Here is a 17,112-nt window from a genome sequence, read left to right as displayed (position 1 = left end):
CCCTGCATCCGATGCTGTTGCGGCACCGCGCCGACGCCCTGCAACTGACCCTGCATGCCAGCCTCTCCGGCGCGCGCAGCCAAGCGCTGATCCGGCGTGAACTGATCGGCTTGTGCGCCAGCGAAGACGGGCTTCTGTGCACGGACGATTGGAGTGCAGGTTGGATCGTGTACCGCAGCGGCCAGCGACGAGGCCCACCCGGGTCTGCAGAGGCCGTCCTGGCATTTCATCGCGGTGGCGACGATGTCACGATCCTGGCACAAGCGAGCAGCGGACGGCCGCTCCTGTTTTTCCAGGGGGATGGGCGAAGTCCTGGCGCCAATCTGACCCTGCGCATCTGCGCAGGCAGACAACTGCACGGCAAGCTGGTGGTCAACAATGGCGGCCGCACCCGCAGTGAGCGCAGCAACCGGAATCAACCGTGCTGAACAGGTTCAAGAAAAGCAAAAAGCCGCGATTTCTCGCGGCTTTTGCAGTATCTGGCGCCCGAAGTTGGACTCGAACCAACGACCCCCTGATTAACAGTCAAGTGCTCTAACCGGCTGAGCTATTCGGGCGGGGAGGCGCATTATACTGACCGAATCCTGGAAGATCAACACCCCCTACCAACAATCGGAAACCGCTCCTTCCGAGGTTTTCCGGTTGGCCTGGTCCAGGGTCATCTTGCCGCAGCTGTCCTTGACCTGCGTACCCGCCGGAGATGCCGTAATCGTGAACGTGGAACCATCTCCCTTGTAGCTAAGGTTGTATCGCGTCGCCCCCCCTTCACGCGGCGAGACCTTGCTGGGCAGGGTGTAGCCCGAATAGGAGTTATTGCTGGAGTGATAGCGTTCCGCACGTTGCGCGTACTCGGCCAGGTCCGCCTTGGCCACTGCGCGATGTGATCGCCTTACATACTCCTGGTACGACGGAATGGTGATGGCCGCCAGGATGCCGATGACGATCACCACCACCATCAATTCGATCAGCGTGAAGCCCGCTGTGCGATGAGGCGCATGAAAATGCTGCATGGACGTGGTTCCTCGCACCGGAGTCACTGGAGCTGCCGCCAGGATTGGCGACCGCAGGGATAAGGCAGGTACAGCGACTGGCTGCCGGCGGCACCCACAACCATCCAGCACGAACTTCCTCCCGGTGGACCTTCCTTGCCACTACCGAGTCGCGGTATCACCGACAGGGATACATCCTTGATCGGGGCGGTTCCCTCGGTCTTCAGCGAAAGGCCCGCCGTGCCCGCCGCGGGCTTGACGCCCTTGGGCGAACCGGTGCGGACATTCTCCAGGGCGGGCGCACCAGTCAGCGAAGAAAGACCAAACAACCAGTTCGATCCACTCGTCGAGCAACCCACGGATTCCAGATTCGGCACATAGGTCGGCATGAACATGATGCCGCTGACCAGCAGCGGATTGCCAACAAACCGCTCACCATTGCTGGCGGGAAGATTGATCATCCAACCCTGCGCACTGGCCGGCGCACTCCCTGCAACAATCTTGCGCGCCTCTGCACCAGTCGCCGGGACATCCGCTGTATAGGGCGCCAGATTGGCGGACGTCAGTGTCGACGTCACTCTCTTGCCGGCAATGTCATTGACCGCATACAACGCTTGTCGCGAGGTGTCGTCCTTGTCGGTATTGAACGAGAAGCTGCCCGTACCGAAGTACAGCATCACACCGCCAGATGGACCCGTCGCAGCAGTCATGCCGCCGGTGATCGGCTGGCGGAAATTCCGCGCGCTGGTGTCCTGGCTCACCTGGGTAGTGAACACGGGAACGGTAAGCGTCGTGTTGGCGCTGCTGGTGAGATCAAACTTCCAGATAGCACCGCGCTGATCGGCGGCGTAGACCGTATCGGCGAGACCATCGCGTCCACGCACGTCCTGGCTGTCGCCACGCCAGCGATCCACTACCACCACGTTACCCAACCCATTGTCTCCAGAGATATTGGCTCCCGACGCATTGCCTTCCACCGCCTCGATCATCCGCGTGGAGCCGGACGCCATATCCACGACAAACAGAACAGCCTTGCGGCTGGCACTGCTGTAGCCGTTACCGAAGATCGCCTTCCATGCAACCGTCTTTCCTTCCTTCACCGGCACGATCACCGGCTTGCCCAGCACAAAGCCGATGTTGTTGCGTACGCCCTCGTCCAACGACATGTTGAGGTCGCTGATCTCCCAGAGCGCCTGTTTAGTGCCAAAGGTTGCCGGGTCACTGACGTTCAACGCGAACACCGAGCGGCCACCAGCACCGGCCGTACCGACCAGCCCCGTCTGCCAGGTACTGCCGATGAGCATGTCCGATATGGTGATCGGACCATCGACGAAATAGCGATGCCGGAAGGTCTGATCAGCGGTATCAGGCTTATACGGGAACAGCAGGTTGGCCATGTGGCCCAGCGAGGTTGCCGGAATATATGCAAAGCGCTCGGTCCCACCCGTACTGTCCATCTCACCCGATGCCCCCATGCCACCGTCGAAGGCATGCAGCATGCCGTCATTGGCGCCGACATAGACCGTATAGCGGCCATTCTTTGCCTTGGTGTCCAGGTACTTGGCATAGCTGACGGCATAGTCGGTGCCGAGCTGGCGATAGCCATAGTCATCAACAGGCGAACTCACCACCGGGGCCGAGTTGACGATATCGCCCAGCGGCGTGGTGCGATCGCGGTACTTGCCGCCGTTGCGCTTCTCCATCGTCGCATCCGCTTTCAGATAACGGATGGCGGTGCTGATATCGGCATCAATGGTCTTCAGCTTGTCAGTCGAGCACACCAGCATCGCTGCGTACTTGCCATCCGGCTTGCTGCACAGATCGGCCAGGCTGATATCGGCCGAACCGAAGTCAACCAGCGTACCCGCCTTGTTGGCGACGATGCGGCGACCCGTCGAAGACAACTTCGCCGATGCCTCCCAGGCTTCGCTGAACACAGCGACCTGGTCGCTGTTGATCTTCACGGTCGAGGCCTTGAGCTTGCTCGACCAATCGGTCGCACCGTTGCGGATGTCGTAGCTTGGCGTCACCGAAAGCGACCCTGCACCGATGCGGGCACCGGTCATGCCAATCGTCCCCGACGGCGACTTGCCACCGGTGATCGATTCCAGCACACGACGCATTGCAACCGTCACATCACTGGGCGTCTGCGCGTTTATGAACTCACCGCGGCTGTTGAGCGCGGCATGCCAGATTTCGTCAACTACCGCTCCATCGTCAACCTTCGATGGATCTGGATTGCTGTCCCAGTTAGGCGGATTCTTGAACGGGTCCGCCGTGGCGGCAGCATTCACGCCGTAAATCCGCCCCTGCGCGCCAAGCGTGACACCGTAGAAGTTCATGTGCAGATCTGCCTGGCAATCCAGCCGCTTCCAATCGGCACTACCACGGTCCAAGGTCGCGCAACGCTCGTCCACCGGCACCTGGCCCGTGGCAAAGCCCGTGCCCGTGCGCAGCGGCGTTTTGCTGCCCGAATAATAGGCGGCGGTAACATCGGCCATCGTGTTGCTGTAGCTGTCCGCGAACGGAAGGCGGGGGAGATTGGTCGAATTGACCGCATCGGCATTGCCAAACGAGCCGTTCGGAGTATTGCCTGAGTTGGTGTAGCCGTCGGTGAACAACATGCCGCCGTTTCGCTGGCAGGCCCGAACTACCGGCGCGCCGTCGTCCGTACGACGGAACTGTTCCGCCATGTACTCCACGGCGCGACGATTGGGCGTGCCGCTGATCGGATTCAATCCATAGATCTGCTCATACAGATCGGCACGATTGGTCACCAGGTCATGCATCTTCACGTCCTTCAGGACATTGATCGTGAAGTAGCCCACCCGCATGTTGTCGACGCCATACAGCGCCTCCGCAGATGCACCGATGATGGCAAGCGTGCGGTTGCGGTGATATTGAAACCAGTTGGCGAAGTTCTGGATCGCCAGGCCGTAGGCTCCATCGACGTCGTAGTTCTCACTCTTGATCTGGTAACGGCGAAGGTTGCAGTTGGGGCCACAGGCGCCAGCGATTACAGGACGGTTCGCATTGTCGCTCTTGTAGCCGAAGGGAGCGGGAGCGTTCTCCGGCAGATAGAACGTCGCCGGGAAGTACTCCACCCCATACTTCACAGAAGAAGTGATACTGCGAGCGGCAGTCTGCCAGGCGCCATTGCGGTAATAGCGATTGTCCGTGCCAGTCAGACTCGGGATACGCATGCCATCGACAAACTGGAACTGCTCGCCACTCCGCGAACGGACGCTCGTCATGTCATACGAGTAACTGTAACCGGGGAAGGTGGAGCGCGGATCGGCCAGCGCCCCCTTGATGGCAGCCTTGCCCCAGCGCGTTCCGTCCGCCCTTATCCACGGATTGTAGGTAACCGCAGGATTGTAGTAGCTGGCGTTGTAGACATGCGACCTGGCAAAACCGAAGATGTCCAGGGGCGGAATGGCTTGACCAGCACCGTACTTGGCATTGAATTCCCCATGTGGATACAGGAAGAGATAGCAGTCCGCATAGGCGTTGTTGTTGCGGTCATAACAGTTCGACCCGATGTTACTGAACTGCCCTGCGGCGCTGAAGAAGCTGCCGGTCGAGCTGTTCCAGATCATGCGACCATCGCCGCCGGGGAACATGCGTTCGAACATCATCGAGTTGGAGTCATCCACTGCCATGATGAACGCAGGTGGTGTCTGCACCTGCACGTTCATCGGCTCCTGCGCCAACACACCCTGCGCCTGCGCGGCCATCAGGGTATGCACCAGGTAGCCGCCGGCGGCGACAACGGCAAGGCCTACGCCCGCCAGGATCCTACGATTTCGCGTGTTCATGGGTTCCCCACCCTCACAGCTTGAATACGGTATCGACCGCCGAGCGCGACGTCGCGTCGGTGGCCGTGTCGCCGGCGTACGTCGTGATCTGGTAGACCGGTGTTGCAGCCTCCAGCGGCTTGCCCATGTCCAGCGCCCCCTCTCCCTGGATGCAGCCCTGGATCTGCCGGACCTTCACTGCCGGCTTGTTGCCGAGCTTGGTCGTGGCGACCCAGTCCGAAGGATCGAAGCCATCGTCGCAGCGTTGATCGATGTCGGCCGAGCTGACGGCCGGGCTATCCCCAGGCGACTGCCGGTTGGCAATCTTCTCTACGGCGTTCTCGGCACTGCGGGCCGCGCCCTCTGCATTCTGGAAGGCCACGTTGCCGGCACGGTAACCGGATGCCATGCGCTCCTGCATGCCGGCCACCTGCATGCCTATCACGCCCAGCAGCGCCAGCATGATCAGCAGAATCAGCGCAACGTAGAGCACGGCACCACGCTGCCGGACAGGGGCAGAGAAAGTGCGGCGCGAAGACAGCTTGATGGAGCGCATGGTCGTCAATTCCCGAACAGGCGGTTGCGCAACGCAACGGAAACTTCATAGGCGCCACGGTGGCGCTGGTCATAGGGGTCGCCCGGCGCGATGGTCACGCCGAGCACGCCCAGATACGTGGCTGCCGAGCCTGGAGCCTGTGCCGACGCACGCTGCGGGCTGCGGGCAAGCAATCCCACCTGCACCATGCCGACTCGACGCCATGGGCCCACGGCGGTCGCATCCATTGCGGTACTGATGTCACTGGCCACGCGCTGGTCGACGATGCGGCCGCTGGGCGGCGTGGAGAGAGAAATATCCGCTGTTGCATCAAGGCCGTACAGCAGCTGCATGCTCTCGATACCCTCCACCAGCTCCTCGCCGTCACCGTAGCCACCGGCACCATTGGCACGGGCGCGGTACAGGGCCGGCTCATTGTTGCCATTGCTCGCGATGTAATACACCAGGCCATCGGCGCGATACAGCATCGTCATCGCGTTGTTGACGGAGTAGCCGGTCAGATCCAGCTTCTCGATCTTGACCGTGGATCCACTGATGCTGGCCGGGAACACATCGGCGCGAGTGCAATCGGCCAGAGCGAACACCGTCGGAGTGCCGGCAGCACCCGCCTTCAGGCGCGCCATGCCGTCACTGGACACCGTCACCGTAGTTGTAGTGCCATCCACACCCACGCCTGTCACAACAGCCCCTTCCGGGCTCAACAGGCGAAGCACAAGCACATCACTGCCCGGCAATGGCGCCGGCTTCAGGCTGCTGATGCTCTTGGGCATGGATATCGCTGCGCTCCACGTGCGCCCCAATGTCAGTGTATTGGTCGGGGCGGTGCCTGCGGCCTCATACCCCTGCACTGGCACCGAGAAGTCCAACGGATCTCCGCTGCCAGCGGCGATACCAAGGTTGTAGCGGACATCGCCAGTGTTCTTGATCACGTGCGCCTGATCGTTCACGCAACCAAAGTGACCTGCCATGCGCAGGTCACGCTGCAGGAAGTCCAATGCGAAGCGCGCGTTCTCCTGGGTTCGGGCAGCTCCTTCTGACAGGCGCGAAGCCGCGCGGGAAGCGATGAATATCTGCGTGATGCCCAGCAGAAGCACCAGACCGATGACCATGGCGATCATCAGTTCGATCAACGACAGACCTCGGGCTCGTGAATACGGACTCATGGACGCGCTCACAGGAAAGTGGTCAGGCCGAAGGTGGTGAGGCTGTCAGGCTCCTTTGGATCCCAACGCTGATCACCCCAGGTAATGGCCACACTGACCAGACCGGTGCTCTGGGTAAACTGGACCTCTGCACTGGCCTTGTCACCGAGTGTCTTCACGACCTCACACTGCCAGCGTGCCACGTTGGTCTTCGGCGTCACCGCTGCGCCGGTCGGCCAGGCACATGCACCATTCGCCGTCACTGCTCCCGCGGAAAACGAGGCCGACGAGTAAGCTCCGCCGGCAAGCGTATCGGTGCGCTGGGCGCGCATCAGCTCGATCAGGTCGTTTGCCAGATTGGTAGCCTGGGTCCGGTAATTGGCACTCTGCACGAAGCGCACGCTTGTCGTCTGCAGCAAGGCAAAGCCGAGCAACCCGAACGCCAGGATCAACAATGCCACCATTACTTCGATCAGGCTGAAGCCGCCCTGGGACGAGCGTGGAGAGGCAAGGTTGCGACGATTCATGAGCAGGTTCCCTTGGTCACCCGGACCTGGCCGGATTTGTTGATCGTCAATGTGCTGCGCTGTTCGCCGGCCTTGCAGGACGCCGGGGACAGCACCACCGTCTGATCTTCCGCGGCCTTGCGACGGCCACGGCCATCAAAGGCAATGGTCGCACCCGGGGGGCCGACCACGCTCAGCTGCGGGTTGCCCAGGGAGAAGCGCAGCACGCTGTCTTTGCTGCCCAGCACGCCATCCGCGTCAAGATCTGACCAGGCCAGCAGCCCCTTGGACCATTCACCATCACAGGCCTGGCCATCGGTACTGCCACAGATGCCGCCACCCCGGTTGTTGCGGATGGCCTCGCTGCGCGCGAGGTTGGTCAACGCGATCACTTCGTTGTTCGCCGTCGCCAGACGGTTGGAGCGCATCATGCTGCGGAAGCTCGGATAGGCGATCGACGCCAGGATCACGAAGACCATCAGCGTGACCATCAGCTCAATCAGCGTGAAGCCCTTGGACCGGCGCAAAGACATTGGACGCTCCCCAGCGTGTTGGTGGCCACGATGGCGCACCAGCCTGCCGCCGGCAAGCGGCGGCAGGATGAACGGTAAGATCCGGGCGACGGGCGTCAAAGGGTTGACAGCCCCTACCCTGTTGGCCGCCCGTGGCGCGGGTCGGAGTCCGGGGGATCCGACCCCGGCCTGTCAGGCCAGCACCTGGTAGCAGGGCTGGTACTCGCCGGAGATCTTCATCCGGCGCTGCTCGACGAAGGCACGCAGCAGCGCGTCCAGGGCCTGCATCATGTCGGGGTCGCCATGGATCTGGAACGGCCCGAACTCCTCGATGCGGCGCATGCCGTCTTCCTTCACGTTGCCGGCCACGATGCCCGAGAATGCCCGGCGCAGGTCGGCCGCCAGCGCGTGCGGCGCACGCCCGTGATGCAGGTCCAGCGCCGCCATCGCTTCGTGGGTCGGCACGAACGGCTGCTGGTATTCCCACGGAATCTCGATGGACCAGTTGAAGAAGAATGAGTCCTTCTGCGCCAGGCGATGCTCGCGCACGCGCTTGATACCGGCCGACATCTTCTTGGCCACCGCCACCGGATCGCCGATGACGATTTCGTAGCGCTCAGCCGCGGCGTCGCCCAGGGTCAGGCGGATGAAGCGGTCGATCTGCTCGAAGTACGGCGCGGCCACGGTCGGGCCGGTCAGGATCAGCGGGAACGGCAGATCCTTGTTCTCCTCGCGCAGCAGGATGCCGAGCAGGTACAGGATCTCCTCGGCGGTACCCACGCCACCGGCGAACACGATGATGCCGTGGCCAATGCGGACGAAGGCCTCAAGGCGCTTCTCGATGTCCGGCATGATCACCAGGTGGTTGACGATCGGGTTCGGCGACTCGGCGGCGATGATGCCCGGCTCGGTCAGGCCGATGTAGCGGGTCACCGTACGGCGCTGCTTGGCATGGGCGATGGTCGCACCCTTCATCGGGCCCTTCATTGCGCCCGGGCCGCAGCCGGTGCAGATGTCCAGGCCACGCAGGCCCAGCTCGTAGCCGACCTGCTTGGTATACAGGTACTCGTCGCGCGAGATCGAGTGGCCGCCCCAGCAGACCACCAGGTTCGGGTCACCCGGGTTGAGGATGCGCGCGTTGCGCAGCAGCCCGAACACCGCATTGGTGATGCCCTCGGACGACTCCAGCTCGGCCGCATAGGCCGGGCCCATCTCGATGGCCATGTAGGCCAGGTCACGGACCACCGCGAACAGCAGCTCGGCGACACCGCGGATGATTTCGCCATCGACGAACGCCATCGCCGGCGCATTGGCCAGGTCGATGCGTACGCCGCGATCCTGCTGCGCCACCTGGATGTCGAAGTCGGGATAGAGATCGCGCGCCGCGCGCGGATCATCGGAAGCACTGCCACTGGTCAGCACGGCCAGCGCGCAGCGGCGCAGCAGCTCATGCATGCCGCCGCCGGAGGCATCGCGCAGGCGCGCAACCTCGGCCCGCGACAGCACATCCAGTCCACCGCGCGGGTAGATCCGCGCGTCCTGCACCGGCAGCGTCCGCGCTGCCTTTTCATTCGTTGTCATATCCACTTTTCTGCTTCCTTTAAGGTGTCCGACTGTACTGCCGCCCCCTTAAAAAGCAAAACGGCCGGGAAGCCCGACCGTTGGATAGGTGCGTCCCGCGTTCGCCGCTTCGGGACCGCTTCGGCGGCATCTGCGCCGCGCACGTGTCTGGATGCTACGCCGATGCAGGCACCCCCGCAAGGACTTTAGCCTGAACGGAAAACGGCCGGGTTTCCCCGGCCGTTTCCTTTACTGCTTCAGGCTCTGACGGATCAGAACTTGTACTTCAGGGTCAGCTGCATCGACCAGCGCGACACACCGGTGTTGCCCTTGTCGTTGTTGTTTTCCTGGATGGTCGGGGTATCGGTGGCACCGGTGAAGTTGTAGATGTACTTGCCGGTTGCCGGATCGATACCTGCGTAGCTGGCCACGCGGGAGGTGGAGTTGAAACCGTAATCTTCAATACGGCCCCACTTCTTGTTCAGCAGGTTACCGACATTCATGATGTCCAGCGCCAGCTCACCCTTGTGCTCCTTCACGAAGCCCGGGAATTCCTGGGCGATGTGCAGGTCGAAGCTGTTCACCCACTTGGTGCGGAAGGCATTGGCCGGAGCAATTTCGCCTTGGTACTTGGCCAGCTGCGGGTTGGCGGCAAGCCATTCGAAGAACGACTTCTCCATCGCCGCACCGCCGGTGAACTTGACGTCGCCCGGGCCCTTCGGCACGTAGAACAGGTCATTGAAGTAGCCGGCGCCGGTGGTGGCAGCAGCATCGCCGTTCATGTCGTTGTAGTAGATGTAGCTGAACGGACGACCCGAACGGCCTTCGTAGAACAGGCCCACGGTGGTGTTGTAGTTGCCGAAGAACGCCTTCTTCCAGTTGATCGAACCGGTCACGCGGTCCTTGATCGCATAGCGCGAATCATAGGCCACGTTCTCGTTGGCGGTGCCGATCAGGGTGCTGCCCCAGTTGGAGGTGTTCTGCGAGCTGGTCAGCGGACTGACTTCCTTCGCGGCGGTGTAGGTATAGGCCAGCGACCAGCCCCAGTTCTCGGTCAGCGGCTTGTTCAGGCCAGCGGTGAACTGGCGGCTGCTGCCCTTGTCGGTGTTCTTCATGAGCAGCACGTCGCCCATGTCGGTCGGACGATTGGCCTTGCCGCCCGCACCATTGCTGCCTTCACGGATGGAGCAGTTGGTGCCGGCACATGGCGTGTAGCCCGCCGGATTCCAGTACAGCTCGCGGCCATCCTGGCCAATACGGGTGTACGACGGGCCACCAGCGTTCTTGTACAGGTCAAGGCGCTCGAAGTAGATCGCGCTCTTGACCTTGGTGTACAGGAACTCAGCCGACGCAACGATGCCATACCACGGCAGCTCGTGATCGAAGGCGATGTTGGACTTCCACACCGACGGCAGCTTCAGGTCAGGCGCAGCGATGTCCACGTTCTGACGACCCGCACCGGAGGTCGGGATGTACGGCGGATTGACGCCCGGGGTGAAGATGCCGTTCTGGTTGCGGACGGTGTACTCGGTGTAGTTCAGACCGGTGTTCTGGTAGGCACCGGCAAGCCACACGTTCGGGGCAGCGCCGCCGAACAGGCCCACGCCACCGCGCAGCTGGGTCGGACGATCGCTGTCGAAGGTGTAGTTGAAGCCGAAGCGCGGCTGCACCAGCTTGCTGTCAGGCAGCTGCGTGTTGTCGTACCCGTACAGCTCCATGATGCGCGGGTTGTACAGGCGCTGGGTGCCGAAGTCCGGCATGTCGACGCGGACGCCGGCCTGCACGGTCAGATTGCTGTTGACTGCCCAGCTGTCCTGGATGAACACGCCGGTGTTCTTCAGCGTGTACTTCGCCGGGATGTCGTCGTAGCTGCCGCCAGCTGCCGGGGCACGCACAACGTACTGGTTCACGCGGTTGGCAGCGAAGTCGGCCAGGCTCGAGAACGTGTACGCGCCGTTGACGTTACGACCGTAGTAGTTCATCAGATCGTTGTCGGAATAGTCGAAACCGAACTTGACGGTGTGGTCGCCTACGTACCAGGTGGCGGCACCAAAGGCGCTCAGTTCCTTGCTCTCGACCGCGTTGACGTGCGAGTTCTGCTCGGTACCGAAGTACAGCGAGTCATTGCCGCTGGCACCAAAGCCGCGGACCTGGATGTGCGGCAGGTTCGACGGGGTGGTGCGGACCGACGTGTATTCCTTGTGCGAAATCTTGAACTCGGTCGAGAAGTTCTCGGACCAGTCACTGAACAGTTCGCCCATCCAGGATTCATAGGTCTTCGGCTGCTGGTACCAGAAGCTGCTCAGCGAAACCGCGCTGTTGCTGATCTGCGGGAAGCGGACAACATTCTGCTCGAGCTTGTTGTAACGCACCGCGGCACGGTGGTTTTCGTTGATGTTCCAGTCGATCTTCAGCGCATACTCTTCGACTTCGGTCTTGTTGGCCGGTGCGTTGAGCGAACCTGCGTCGAAGCCATAGCCGGTCGCGATCTGCTGCGCACGGGCGATATCGGCATCGGTGATGGTGCCCTTGCCGTACGGCGAATCGGTCAGGCTGACGCCCGGGGCCGAACGCTCCATCTTTTCGTAGTTGGCGAAGAAGAACAGCTTGTCCTTGACGATCGGGCCGCCGAAGGTCATGCCGTAGGTCTTTTCGTCATCGAAGCCGTTGAAACGGACACCATCCAGGTTCTTGCGAACCATGTCCTTGTCGCGGTACGCGTAATACACGGTACCGCCGAAGTTGTTGGTACCCGACTTGGTCACCGCATTGATCACCGCGCCCGTACCGCCGGCAATGGTGGTGTCGTAGTTGGCGATGTCGATGTTGATTTCCTGGATCGCATCCATCGACACCGGCTGACGCTCGGTCGGCAGGTTGTTGGATTCCAGGCCGAACGGATCGCCGGCACCGATACCATCGATGCGGATCGCGTTGTAACGGGTGTTCTGGCCACCGACCGAGATCGCACCGTCTGCCTTGCTGACCTGCGAGATGCGCGGATCGAGGCGGATGTAATCCTGGATGTTGCGGTTCACCGACGGCAGCGAATCCAGGGTTTCGCGATTGACGTTGGTGCCGGTGCCCATCTTGTAGGCGCTGAACAGGTCGCTGCCCACTGCAGCGGCCACGACCTGGACAGCATCCAGGTTGGTGGCGGCAACATCGCCGGCCAGGTTGGCATTGACCGTATTCACCTGGTTCAGGTTGAGGTACACACCGTCTTCGGTCTTGGTGCCCTCACCCGGCTTGGTGATGGTGATGGTGTACGGACCACCCACGCGCAGGCCGCGCGCGTTGTAACGACCCGACGCATCGGTGGTCGCGCGCGAAACAGTGCCCGACTCGGTGTGGGTGATGGTGACTTCAGCACCGGCCACGGGGGTGCCCGCGTTGGACACGACCTGGCCGCCGACACCGGCAGAGGTGCTCTGGGCGAAGGCGGGAGCGGCGGCGAGCGCAGCCACGAGACCAAGGGTGAGCTTGGACATCCGGAATGGGTGAGTCATTGTTCGGTAGCCTCGATGCGAGTTGGCGATGGCGGAAAAAAAGCGCATCCAAGCAGCCTTGCGGGCGGCTGTTCGGACATTTATCTGGGGTTCCCTACCGTGAACGGCAGCTGCCGCAACGGTTAACACTAGATTAACACGCTACGCTTTCAATGTGACGGTTGTGCGACAAACGGCACCGGATCGCAACGCTATCGTGACGGGATCTTCATTCCGCTTTACGAACGTCTTCACTCGTCGATGGCGGATTGCCCGCATCGAGCACCTGCCCCCGCCACGCCTGTCCAGCGGCGGACAACAGCGTCACGGCCGCCGCAGCGGCGGCCTCCGGGCCACGTGCGGCCGGGTCCTGGTCGATCGAATAGGCCCGCGCCCGCAGGGCGGTACGCAAGGGGCCGGGGTAAAGACCACTTACCCGCACCGGGCTGCGGGCCAGCTCGTCATGCAGGCTGCCGATCAAGCCACGCAGGCCATGCTGGGCAGCGCCATAGCCGCCCCAATACGCCTGCCCCACCCGCTCAGGGGCATCCACGGTGAATACCAGTGCCGCGTCTTCACGCTGGCGCAGCAACGGCAGGCAGGCCTGGGCCAGCCAGGCCGGGGCGGTCAGGGTGACGTGCACGGCACGGGCGAAACTGGCCGGGTCGGCCAGCTCGAACGGGGTCAGGCCGGGAAAGTGCGCTGCACAGACCAGCAGGCCATCAAGACGTCCCAGTTCCTGCGCCACAGCCTGGGCCAGCTCGGCATAGTCATCGGGACCTGCACCTTCCAGGTCCAACGGATACAACAGGGGTTCCGGCCCGACCGCCTGCACCTGGGCATAGACCCGGTCCAGCCGGCGTGGCTTGCGCCCCAGCAGGACCACGGTCGCTCCCGCCTCGGCGGCAGCCACAGCGGCGGCACTCCCCAGCCCACCACCGGCGCCGGCAACAAGCACCACGCGATCCTGCAACGGGCGGCCATCGAGCGCCCCGTCTGCCGGTGACGTCGATGGCCAGGCGCTCATCCCTGCGCAGCCTCTTCGACGATGCGCTTGAGCTCGCCGGCTTCGAACAGTTCCATGACGATGTCACAGCCGCCGATCAACTCACCGTTGATGAACAGCTGCGGGAAAGTGGGCAGATTGGAGAAGCGCGGCAGGTTGGCGCGGATCTCGGGCTCTTCCAGCACATTGACCGTGCGCAGCGCAACGGCGCCTGCGGCCATCAAGGCCTGCACGGCACGGCTGGAATAGCCGCACATGGGGTATTGCGGGGTGCCCTTCATGAACAGCACGAGCGGGTAACGATCCACCTCGGCCTGGATTTGCTGCATTACCGCCACACCTCACTCCTTGCTTCGCCGGACAAACCAACCGTGATGGTCGGCTAGACTGCCCACGGTAGCCCCCATTGTAAGCCGATGGTACCGGCTGCCGCCGCCCCCTGGCCACGAACCTGTCCATGCCCGTCGAATTGCCTGCCCTGCCCTACCTTCCCTCGTCCCTGCAGCCGCACCTGTCGGCACAGACCGTGGAACTGCATCACGGCCGCCACCATCGCACCTACGTCGACGCGGTCAATGCCACCATCGTCGGCACCGAATGGGAAGAAGCCACACTGGAGGACATCGTCCGCCACGCCCAGGGCGCGCTGTTCGATGCCGCTGCCCAAGCCTGGAACCACGGCTTCTACTGGCAGTGCCTGCGCCCGCGTGGCGGTGGCGAACCGCAGGGCCGCCTGGGCGAACTGGTCAAGCGCCAGTTCGGCGACGGCCAGCGTCTTCGCGAAGAGTTCAACCGAACCGCGCTTGGCCTGTTTGGCTCCGGCTGGGTGTGGCTGGTACAGCACCCGGGCGGGCAGCTCGGCCTGCAGGCCACGCGCAACGCGGGCACGCCGCTGACCGGCGACAGCACGCCGCTGCTGTGCTGCGATGTCTGGGAGCACGCGTACTACACCGACTACCAGAATGATCGCGCGCGTTATCTGGAAGCGTTCTGGCAACTGGTGAACTGGGAGTTCGCCGAGAGCCAGCTGCGCTGATACGGACAGGCATCCGCCGGGCATGGCCCGGCGCTACCGGTATCACGCTGCGCCGTGGCGGCGGCCCACCTTTTGGTAGGCCTGCCTTGGTAGCTGCCCACCTTGGTGGGCATTGCCGGCCAGCGGCCGGCACTACCGCGATCAGCGACGTCTGCCGGCCGACGGCCGGCATCACCTTGGTCAGCCGTTGCGCAACGCGTGCACGGCCGGGGCCACCTGGGCCTGGCGGTCCAGCTCCAGGCCGACCTGCACCAACGCATCGGCCAGTACACCGGCATCATCGTCGCGCAGCGTCGCGTGACCGACCTTGCGGCCGTCACGCGATTCCTTGCCGTAGTCGTGCCAATGGCCGCTGGCCTGCTGCAGGACCGGCGTCGGGTCAGGCATCGCCCCCAGCCAGTTCAGCATGCAGGCATGGCCAAGCATGCGGGTACTGCCCAACGGCAGGCCAAGCACCGCGCGCAGGTGGTTCTCGAACTGCGAGGTTTCGCTGCCTTCGATGGTCCAGTGACCGGAGTTGTGCACACGCGGCGCCATCTCGTTGGCCAGCAGTTCACCGTCGCGGCAGAACAGCTCCAGCGCGAACACACCCACGTACTGCAGGTGTTCGGCGACACGCTGGGCATAGCCGATCGCCGCTTCGTGCTCGGCAGCGGACAACACCGCCGGCGCCACGCTGGCCGACAGCACGCCGTCGACATGCCAGTTGCCGGTGACCGGCCAGGCCTGGAAGCTGCCATCGCGGCCGCGCACGGCCACCACGCTGACTTCGCGCTGGAAGGCGACGAAGCCCTCGAGGATCAGCCCGGTGCGCTCGACCTGCGCACCCAGCGCCTGCCAAGCCGCATTGATGTCCGCTTCGCTGCGCAGGCGGAACTGGCCCTTGCCGTCGTAGCCCAGGCGGCGGGTCTTGAGGATGCACGGCAGACCGAATTCGGCCGCCTTGGCCGCCAGTTCTTCGCGGCTGCGGATATCGGCGAACGCCGGCAGTGGAATGCCCAGCTGCTGGAACAGGGTCTTCTCGCTCAACCGGTCCTGGGCCACGGCCAGCGCCGACGGCGGCGGGTAGACCGGCACGCGGTCGGCCAGCCATTGCGCGCTGTCAGCGGGCACGTTCTCGAAATCGAAGGTCACCACATCGACTTTGGCAGCGAAGTCCGCCAGCGCCTGCCTATCATCGAAGGCGCCGACGGTGAGCGGCGCCAGTGGGCCGCTGCAGGCGTCGGCCGCCGGATCGAACAGTTCGAAGCGCAGTCCCAGCGGCGCACCGGCCAGGACCATCATTCGGGCGAGCTGACCGCCGCCGAGGATGCCGACGGTCAGGCTCATTGGCGCGGATCGTCGTGGGCCATCACGTCTTCGGTCTGGCGCGCGCGGAAGCTGTCCAGCGCCAGCCCGATGGCCGGCTGGTCGCTGGCCAGCATCGCCGCGGCGAACAGCGCGGCATTGGAAGCGCCGGCATTGCCGATGGCGAAGGTGGCGACCGGGATGCCGGCCGGCATCTGCACGATCGACAGCAGCGAATCCATGCCGTTGAGGGCCTTGGACTGCACCGGCACGCCCAGCACCGGCACCGCGGTCTTGGCCGCGATCATGCCCGGCAGATGCGCGGCACCGCCGGCGCCGGCAATGATCGCGCGCAGCCCGCGCGAACCCGCCTGCTCGGCATAACTGAACAACACATCCGGCGTCCGATGCGCGGACACCACCTTCACTTCGAACGGAACACCCAGAGCTTCAAGCTTCTGGGCGGCGTGCTGCATGGTTTCCCAGTCGGAGCGGGAACCCATGACGATGCCGACAAGCGGCGCGATCGGGTTGGGGGTCATTGGCCGTCACCTGCCTTAAAGACGTATTCTAGCCATCTTCCACGCAAGACGAAGAACCATGGATCGCAAGCTGCTCGACCTGCTGGTATCGCCCGACACCCGCCAGCCCCTGTCCCTGCTGGATGGCAAGGGTCTGGAAGCCCTCAACCGGGCGATCGCCGCCGGCACCATCAACCGCGCCGATGGCAACCCGCTGGCGCAGCCGCTGCGCGAAGCCCTGGTCACCCGCGACCGCAAGCAGGTATTCCGCGTCGACGACGGCATTCCGGTGTTGCTGGCCGAAGAGGCCATCCCGACCGCACAGATCGCCGACTTCCCGGCCGCATGAGCGCGCTGCCGACGCCGGACCCAGCCGTCGTCGCGGCCGATGTGGCCCGCGCGTTGGCCGAGGACCTGGGCAGTGGTGACGTCACCGCCGCCCTGCTGCCCGACCAGTCGGACAGCGCCTACCTGCTGTGCAAGCAGGATGCGGTGATCGCGGGCCGCCCGTGGTTCGATGCCACCCACCGCGCACTTGATGCGGACGTGCAGATCGAGTGGCGGGTGGCCGAAGGCGACCATGTCAGCGCCGGTACCGTGCTTGCGCTGCTGCATGGGCGCAGCCGCAGCCTGGTCAGCGCCGAACGCACCTCGTTGAATTTCCTGCAGACGCTGTCCGGCACCGCCACCACCACTGCCCGCTACGTGGCTG

At 63.6% G+C, this 17,112-nt stretch carries 15 protein-coding genes, 1 tRNA gene and 1 pseudogene; 4 read left to right on the top strand and 13 right to left on the bottom strand.

The window, feature by feature from the left end:
• A partial coding sequence (locus DBR20_RS00315; protein ID WP_108264775.1) for a GspH/FimT family protein occupies positions 1-428 on the top strand: 428 nt, incomplete at its 5' end.
• A 52-nt stretch (positions 429-480) separates the two neighbouring features.
• On the opposite strand, the gene DBR20_RS00310 is transcribed toward DBR20_RS00315, so the two are convergent.
• The 11 genes from DBR20_RS00310 to grxD all read right to left on the bottom strand — a co-directional run bounded on the left by DBR20_RS00310 (position 481) and on the right by grxD (position 13,894).
• Positions 481-557 (bottom strand) — tRNA-Asn (locus tag DBR20_RS00310).
• Positions 558-602: 45 nt separating this feature from the next.
• Positions 603-1,010 carry a type IV pilin protein gene (locus DBR20_RS00305; RefSeq protein ID WP_108264774.1) on the bottom strand — a complete coding sequence of 136 codons (408 nt, stop codon included), beginning with the start codon at positions 1,008-1,010 and terminating at the stop codon, positions 603-605.
• Positions 1,011-1,033: 23 nt separating this feature from the next.
• Entirely contained in the window at positions 1,034-4,807 is a 3,774-nt protein-coding gene (locus tag DBR20_RS00300) for a PilC/PilY family type IV pilus protein (RefSeq protein WP_108264773.1), read from the bottom strand.
• A gap of 13 nt (positions 4,808-4,820) precedes the next feature.
• Entirely contained in the window at positions 4,821-5,342 is a 522-nt protein-coding gene (locus tag DBR20_RS00295; protein WP_108264772.1) for a PilX N-terminal domain-containing pilus assembly protein, read from the bottom strand.
• Between the two features lie 5 nt (positions 5,343-5,347).
• Positions 5,348-6,505: a PilW family protein gene (locus DBR20_RS00290; protein ID WP_108264771.1), complete on the bottom strand. Its 1,158-nt coding sequence runs from the start codon at positions 6,503-6,505 to the stop codon at positions 5,348-5,350.
• Positions 6,506-6,513: 8 nt separating this feature from the next.
• Entirely contained in the window at positions 6,514-7,011 is a 498-nt protein-coding gene (pilV, locus tag DBR20_RS00285) for a type IV pilus modification protein PilV (protein ID WP_108264770.1), read from the bottom strand.
• A complete protein-coding gene (locus DBR20_RS00280; protein ID WP_108264769.1) occupies positions 7,008-7,523 on the bottom strand; it encodes a GspH/FimT family pseudopilin in 516 nt (171 codons plus the stop codon). Before DBR20_RS00280 ends, pilV begins: the two co-directional genes overlap by 4 nt.
• Positions 7,524-7,694: 171 nt before the next feature.
• On the bottom strand, positions 7,695-9,083 hold the full coding sequence (gene ppnN / locus DBR20_RS00275; protein ID WP_089240035.1) for a nucleotide 5'-monophosphate nucleosidase PpnN: 1,389 nt from the start codon (positions 9,081-9,083) through the stop codon (positions 7,695-7,697).
• A gap of 251 nt (positions 9,084-9,334) precedes the next feature.
• The gene (locus DBR20_RS00270; RefSeq protein WP_108264768.1) at positions 9,335-12,571 is read right to left on the bottom strand and encodes a carboxypeptidase regulatory-like domain-containing protein; all 3,237 of its coding nucleotides are present in this window, start codon (positions 12,569-12,571) and stop codon (positions 9,335-9,337) included.
• 208 nt (positions 12,572-12,779) lie between these two features.
• A complete protein-coding gene (locus tag DBR20_RS00265; protein WP_108264767.1) occupies positions 12,780-13,577 on the bottom strand; it encodes an SDR family NAD(P)-dependent oxidoreductase in 798 nt (265 codons plus the stop codon).
• Positions 13,574-13,894: a Grx4 family monothiol glutaredoxin gene (grxD, locus tag DBR20_RS00260; RefSeq protein ID WP_025875264.1), complete on the bottom strand. Its 321-nt coding sequence runs from the start codon at positions 13,892-13,894 to the stop codon at positions 13,574-13,576. Before grxD ends, DBR20_RS00265 begins: the two co-directional genes overlap by 4 nt.
• Before the next feature lie 119 nt (positions 13,895-14,013).
• On the opposite strand from grxD, the gene DBR20_RS00255 reads away from it, so the two are divergent.
• Positions 14,014-14,592, top strand: coding sequence for a superoxide dismutase (locus DBR20_RS00255; RefSeq protein WP_108264766.1), 579 nt, complete (start codon positions 14,014-14,016; stop codon positions 14,590-14,592).
• A 180-nt stretch (positions 14,593-14,772) separates the two neighbouring features.
• Here the strand turns inward: DBR20_RS00255 and DBR20_RS00250 are convergent, their stop codons facing one another.
• A complete protein-coding gene (locus DBR20_RS00250) occupies positions 14,773-15,921 on the bottom strand; it encodes a 5-(carboxyamino)imidazole ribonucleotide synthase (RefSeq protein ID WP_108264765.1) in 1,149 nt (382 codons plus the stop codon).
• On the bottom strand, positions 15,918-16,421 hold the full coding sequence (purE, locus tag DBR20_RS00245) for a 5-(carboxyamino)imidazole ribonucleotide mutase (protein WP_108264764.1): 504 nt from the start codon (positions 16,419-16,421) through the stop codon (positions 15,918-15,920). Before purE ends, DBR20_RS00250 begins: the two co-directional genes overlap by 4 nt.
• Positions 16,422-16,479: 58 nt before the next feature.
• Here purE and DBR20_RS00240 point away from each other — a divergent pair, with 58 nt between their 5' ends.
• Both DBR20_RS00240 and DBR20_RS00235 read left to right on the top strand, forming a co-directional pair.
• Complete coding sequence (locus tag DBR20_RS00240; RefSeq protein WP_100464527.1) at positions 16,480-16,749, top strand: Trm112 family protein; 270 nt, start codon at positions 16,480-16,482, stop codon at positions 16,747-16,749.
• Positions 16,746-17,112, top strand: a pseudogene (locus DBR20_RS00235) (nicotinate-nucleotide diphosphorylase); the annotation flags it as partial. The gene DBR20_RS00240 and the pseudogene DBR20_RS00235, both read left to right, overlap by 4 nt.

Origin of the sequence: Stenotrophomonas sp. HMWF023 (assembly GCF_003060985.1) — a bacterium.
Classification (GTDB): domain Bacteria; phylum Pseudomonadota; class Gammaproteobacteria; order Xanthomonadales; family Xanthomonadaceae; genus Stenotrophomonas; species Stenotrophomonas lactitubi.
The sequence above is the reverse complement of the archived record's forward strand: the minus strand, read 5'-3'. Positions and strand labels throughout refer to the sequence as shown.

Coding starts and splice junctions, on each gene's coding strand:
- DBR20_RS00305 (WP_108264774.1), bottom strand. CDS start 1,010: ATGCAGCATTTTCATGCGCCTCATCGCACAGCGGGCTTCACGCTGATC.
- DBR20_RS00300 (WP_108264773.1), bottom strand. CDS start 4,807: ATGAACACGCGAAATCGTAGGATCCTGGCGGGCGTAGGCCTTGCCGTT.
- DBR20_RS00295 (WP_108264772.1), bottom strand. CDS start 5,342: ATGCGCTCCATCAAGCTGTCTTCGCGCCGCACTTTCTCTGCCCCTGTC.
- DBR20_RS00290 (WP_108264771.1), bottom strand. CDS start 6,505: ATGAGTCCGTATTCACGAGCCCGAGGTCTGTCGTTGATCGAACTGATG.
- pilV (WP_108264770.1), bottom strand. CDS start 7,011: ATGAATCGTCGCAACCTTGCCTCTCCACGCTCGTCCCAGGGCGGCTTC.
- DBR20_RS00280 (WP_108264769.1), bottom strand. CDS start 7,523: ATGTCTTTGCGCCGGTCCAAGGGCTTCACGCTGATTGAGCTGATGGTC.
- ppnN (WP_089240035.1), bottom strand. CDS start 9,083: ATGACAACGAATGAAAAGGCAGCGCGGACGCTGCCGGTGCAGGACGCG.
- DBR20_RS00270 (WP_108264768.1), bottom strand. CDS start 12,571: ATGACTCACCCATTCCGGATGTCCAAGCTCACCCTTGGTCTCGTGGCT.
- DBR20_RS00265 (WP_108264767.1), bottom strand. CDS start 13,577: ATGAGCGCCTGGCCATCGACGTCACCGGCAGACGGGGCGCTCGATGGC.
- DBR20_RS00255 (WP_108264766.1), top strand. CDS start 14,014: ATGCCCGTCGAATTGCCTGCCCTGCCCTACCTTCCCTCGTCCCTGCAG.
- DBR20_RS00250 (WP_108264765.1), bottom strand. CDS start 15,921: ATGAGCCTGACCGTCGGCATCCTCGGCGGCGGTCAGCTCGCCCGAATG.
- purE (WP_108264764.1), bottom strand. CDS start 16,421: ATGACCCCCAACCCGATCGCGCCGCTTGTCGGCATCGTCATGGGTTCC.
- DBR20_RS00240 (WP_100464527.1), top strand. CDS start 16,480: ATGGATCGCAAGCTGCTCGACCTGCTGGTATCGCCCGACACCCGCCAG.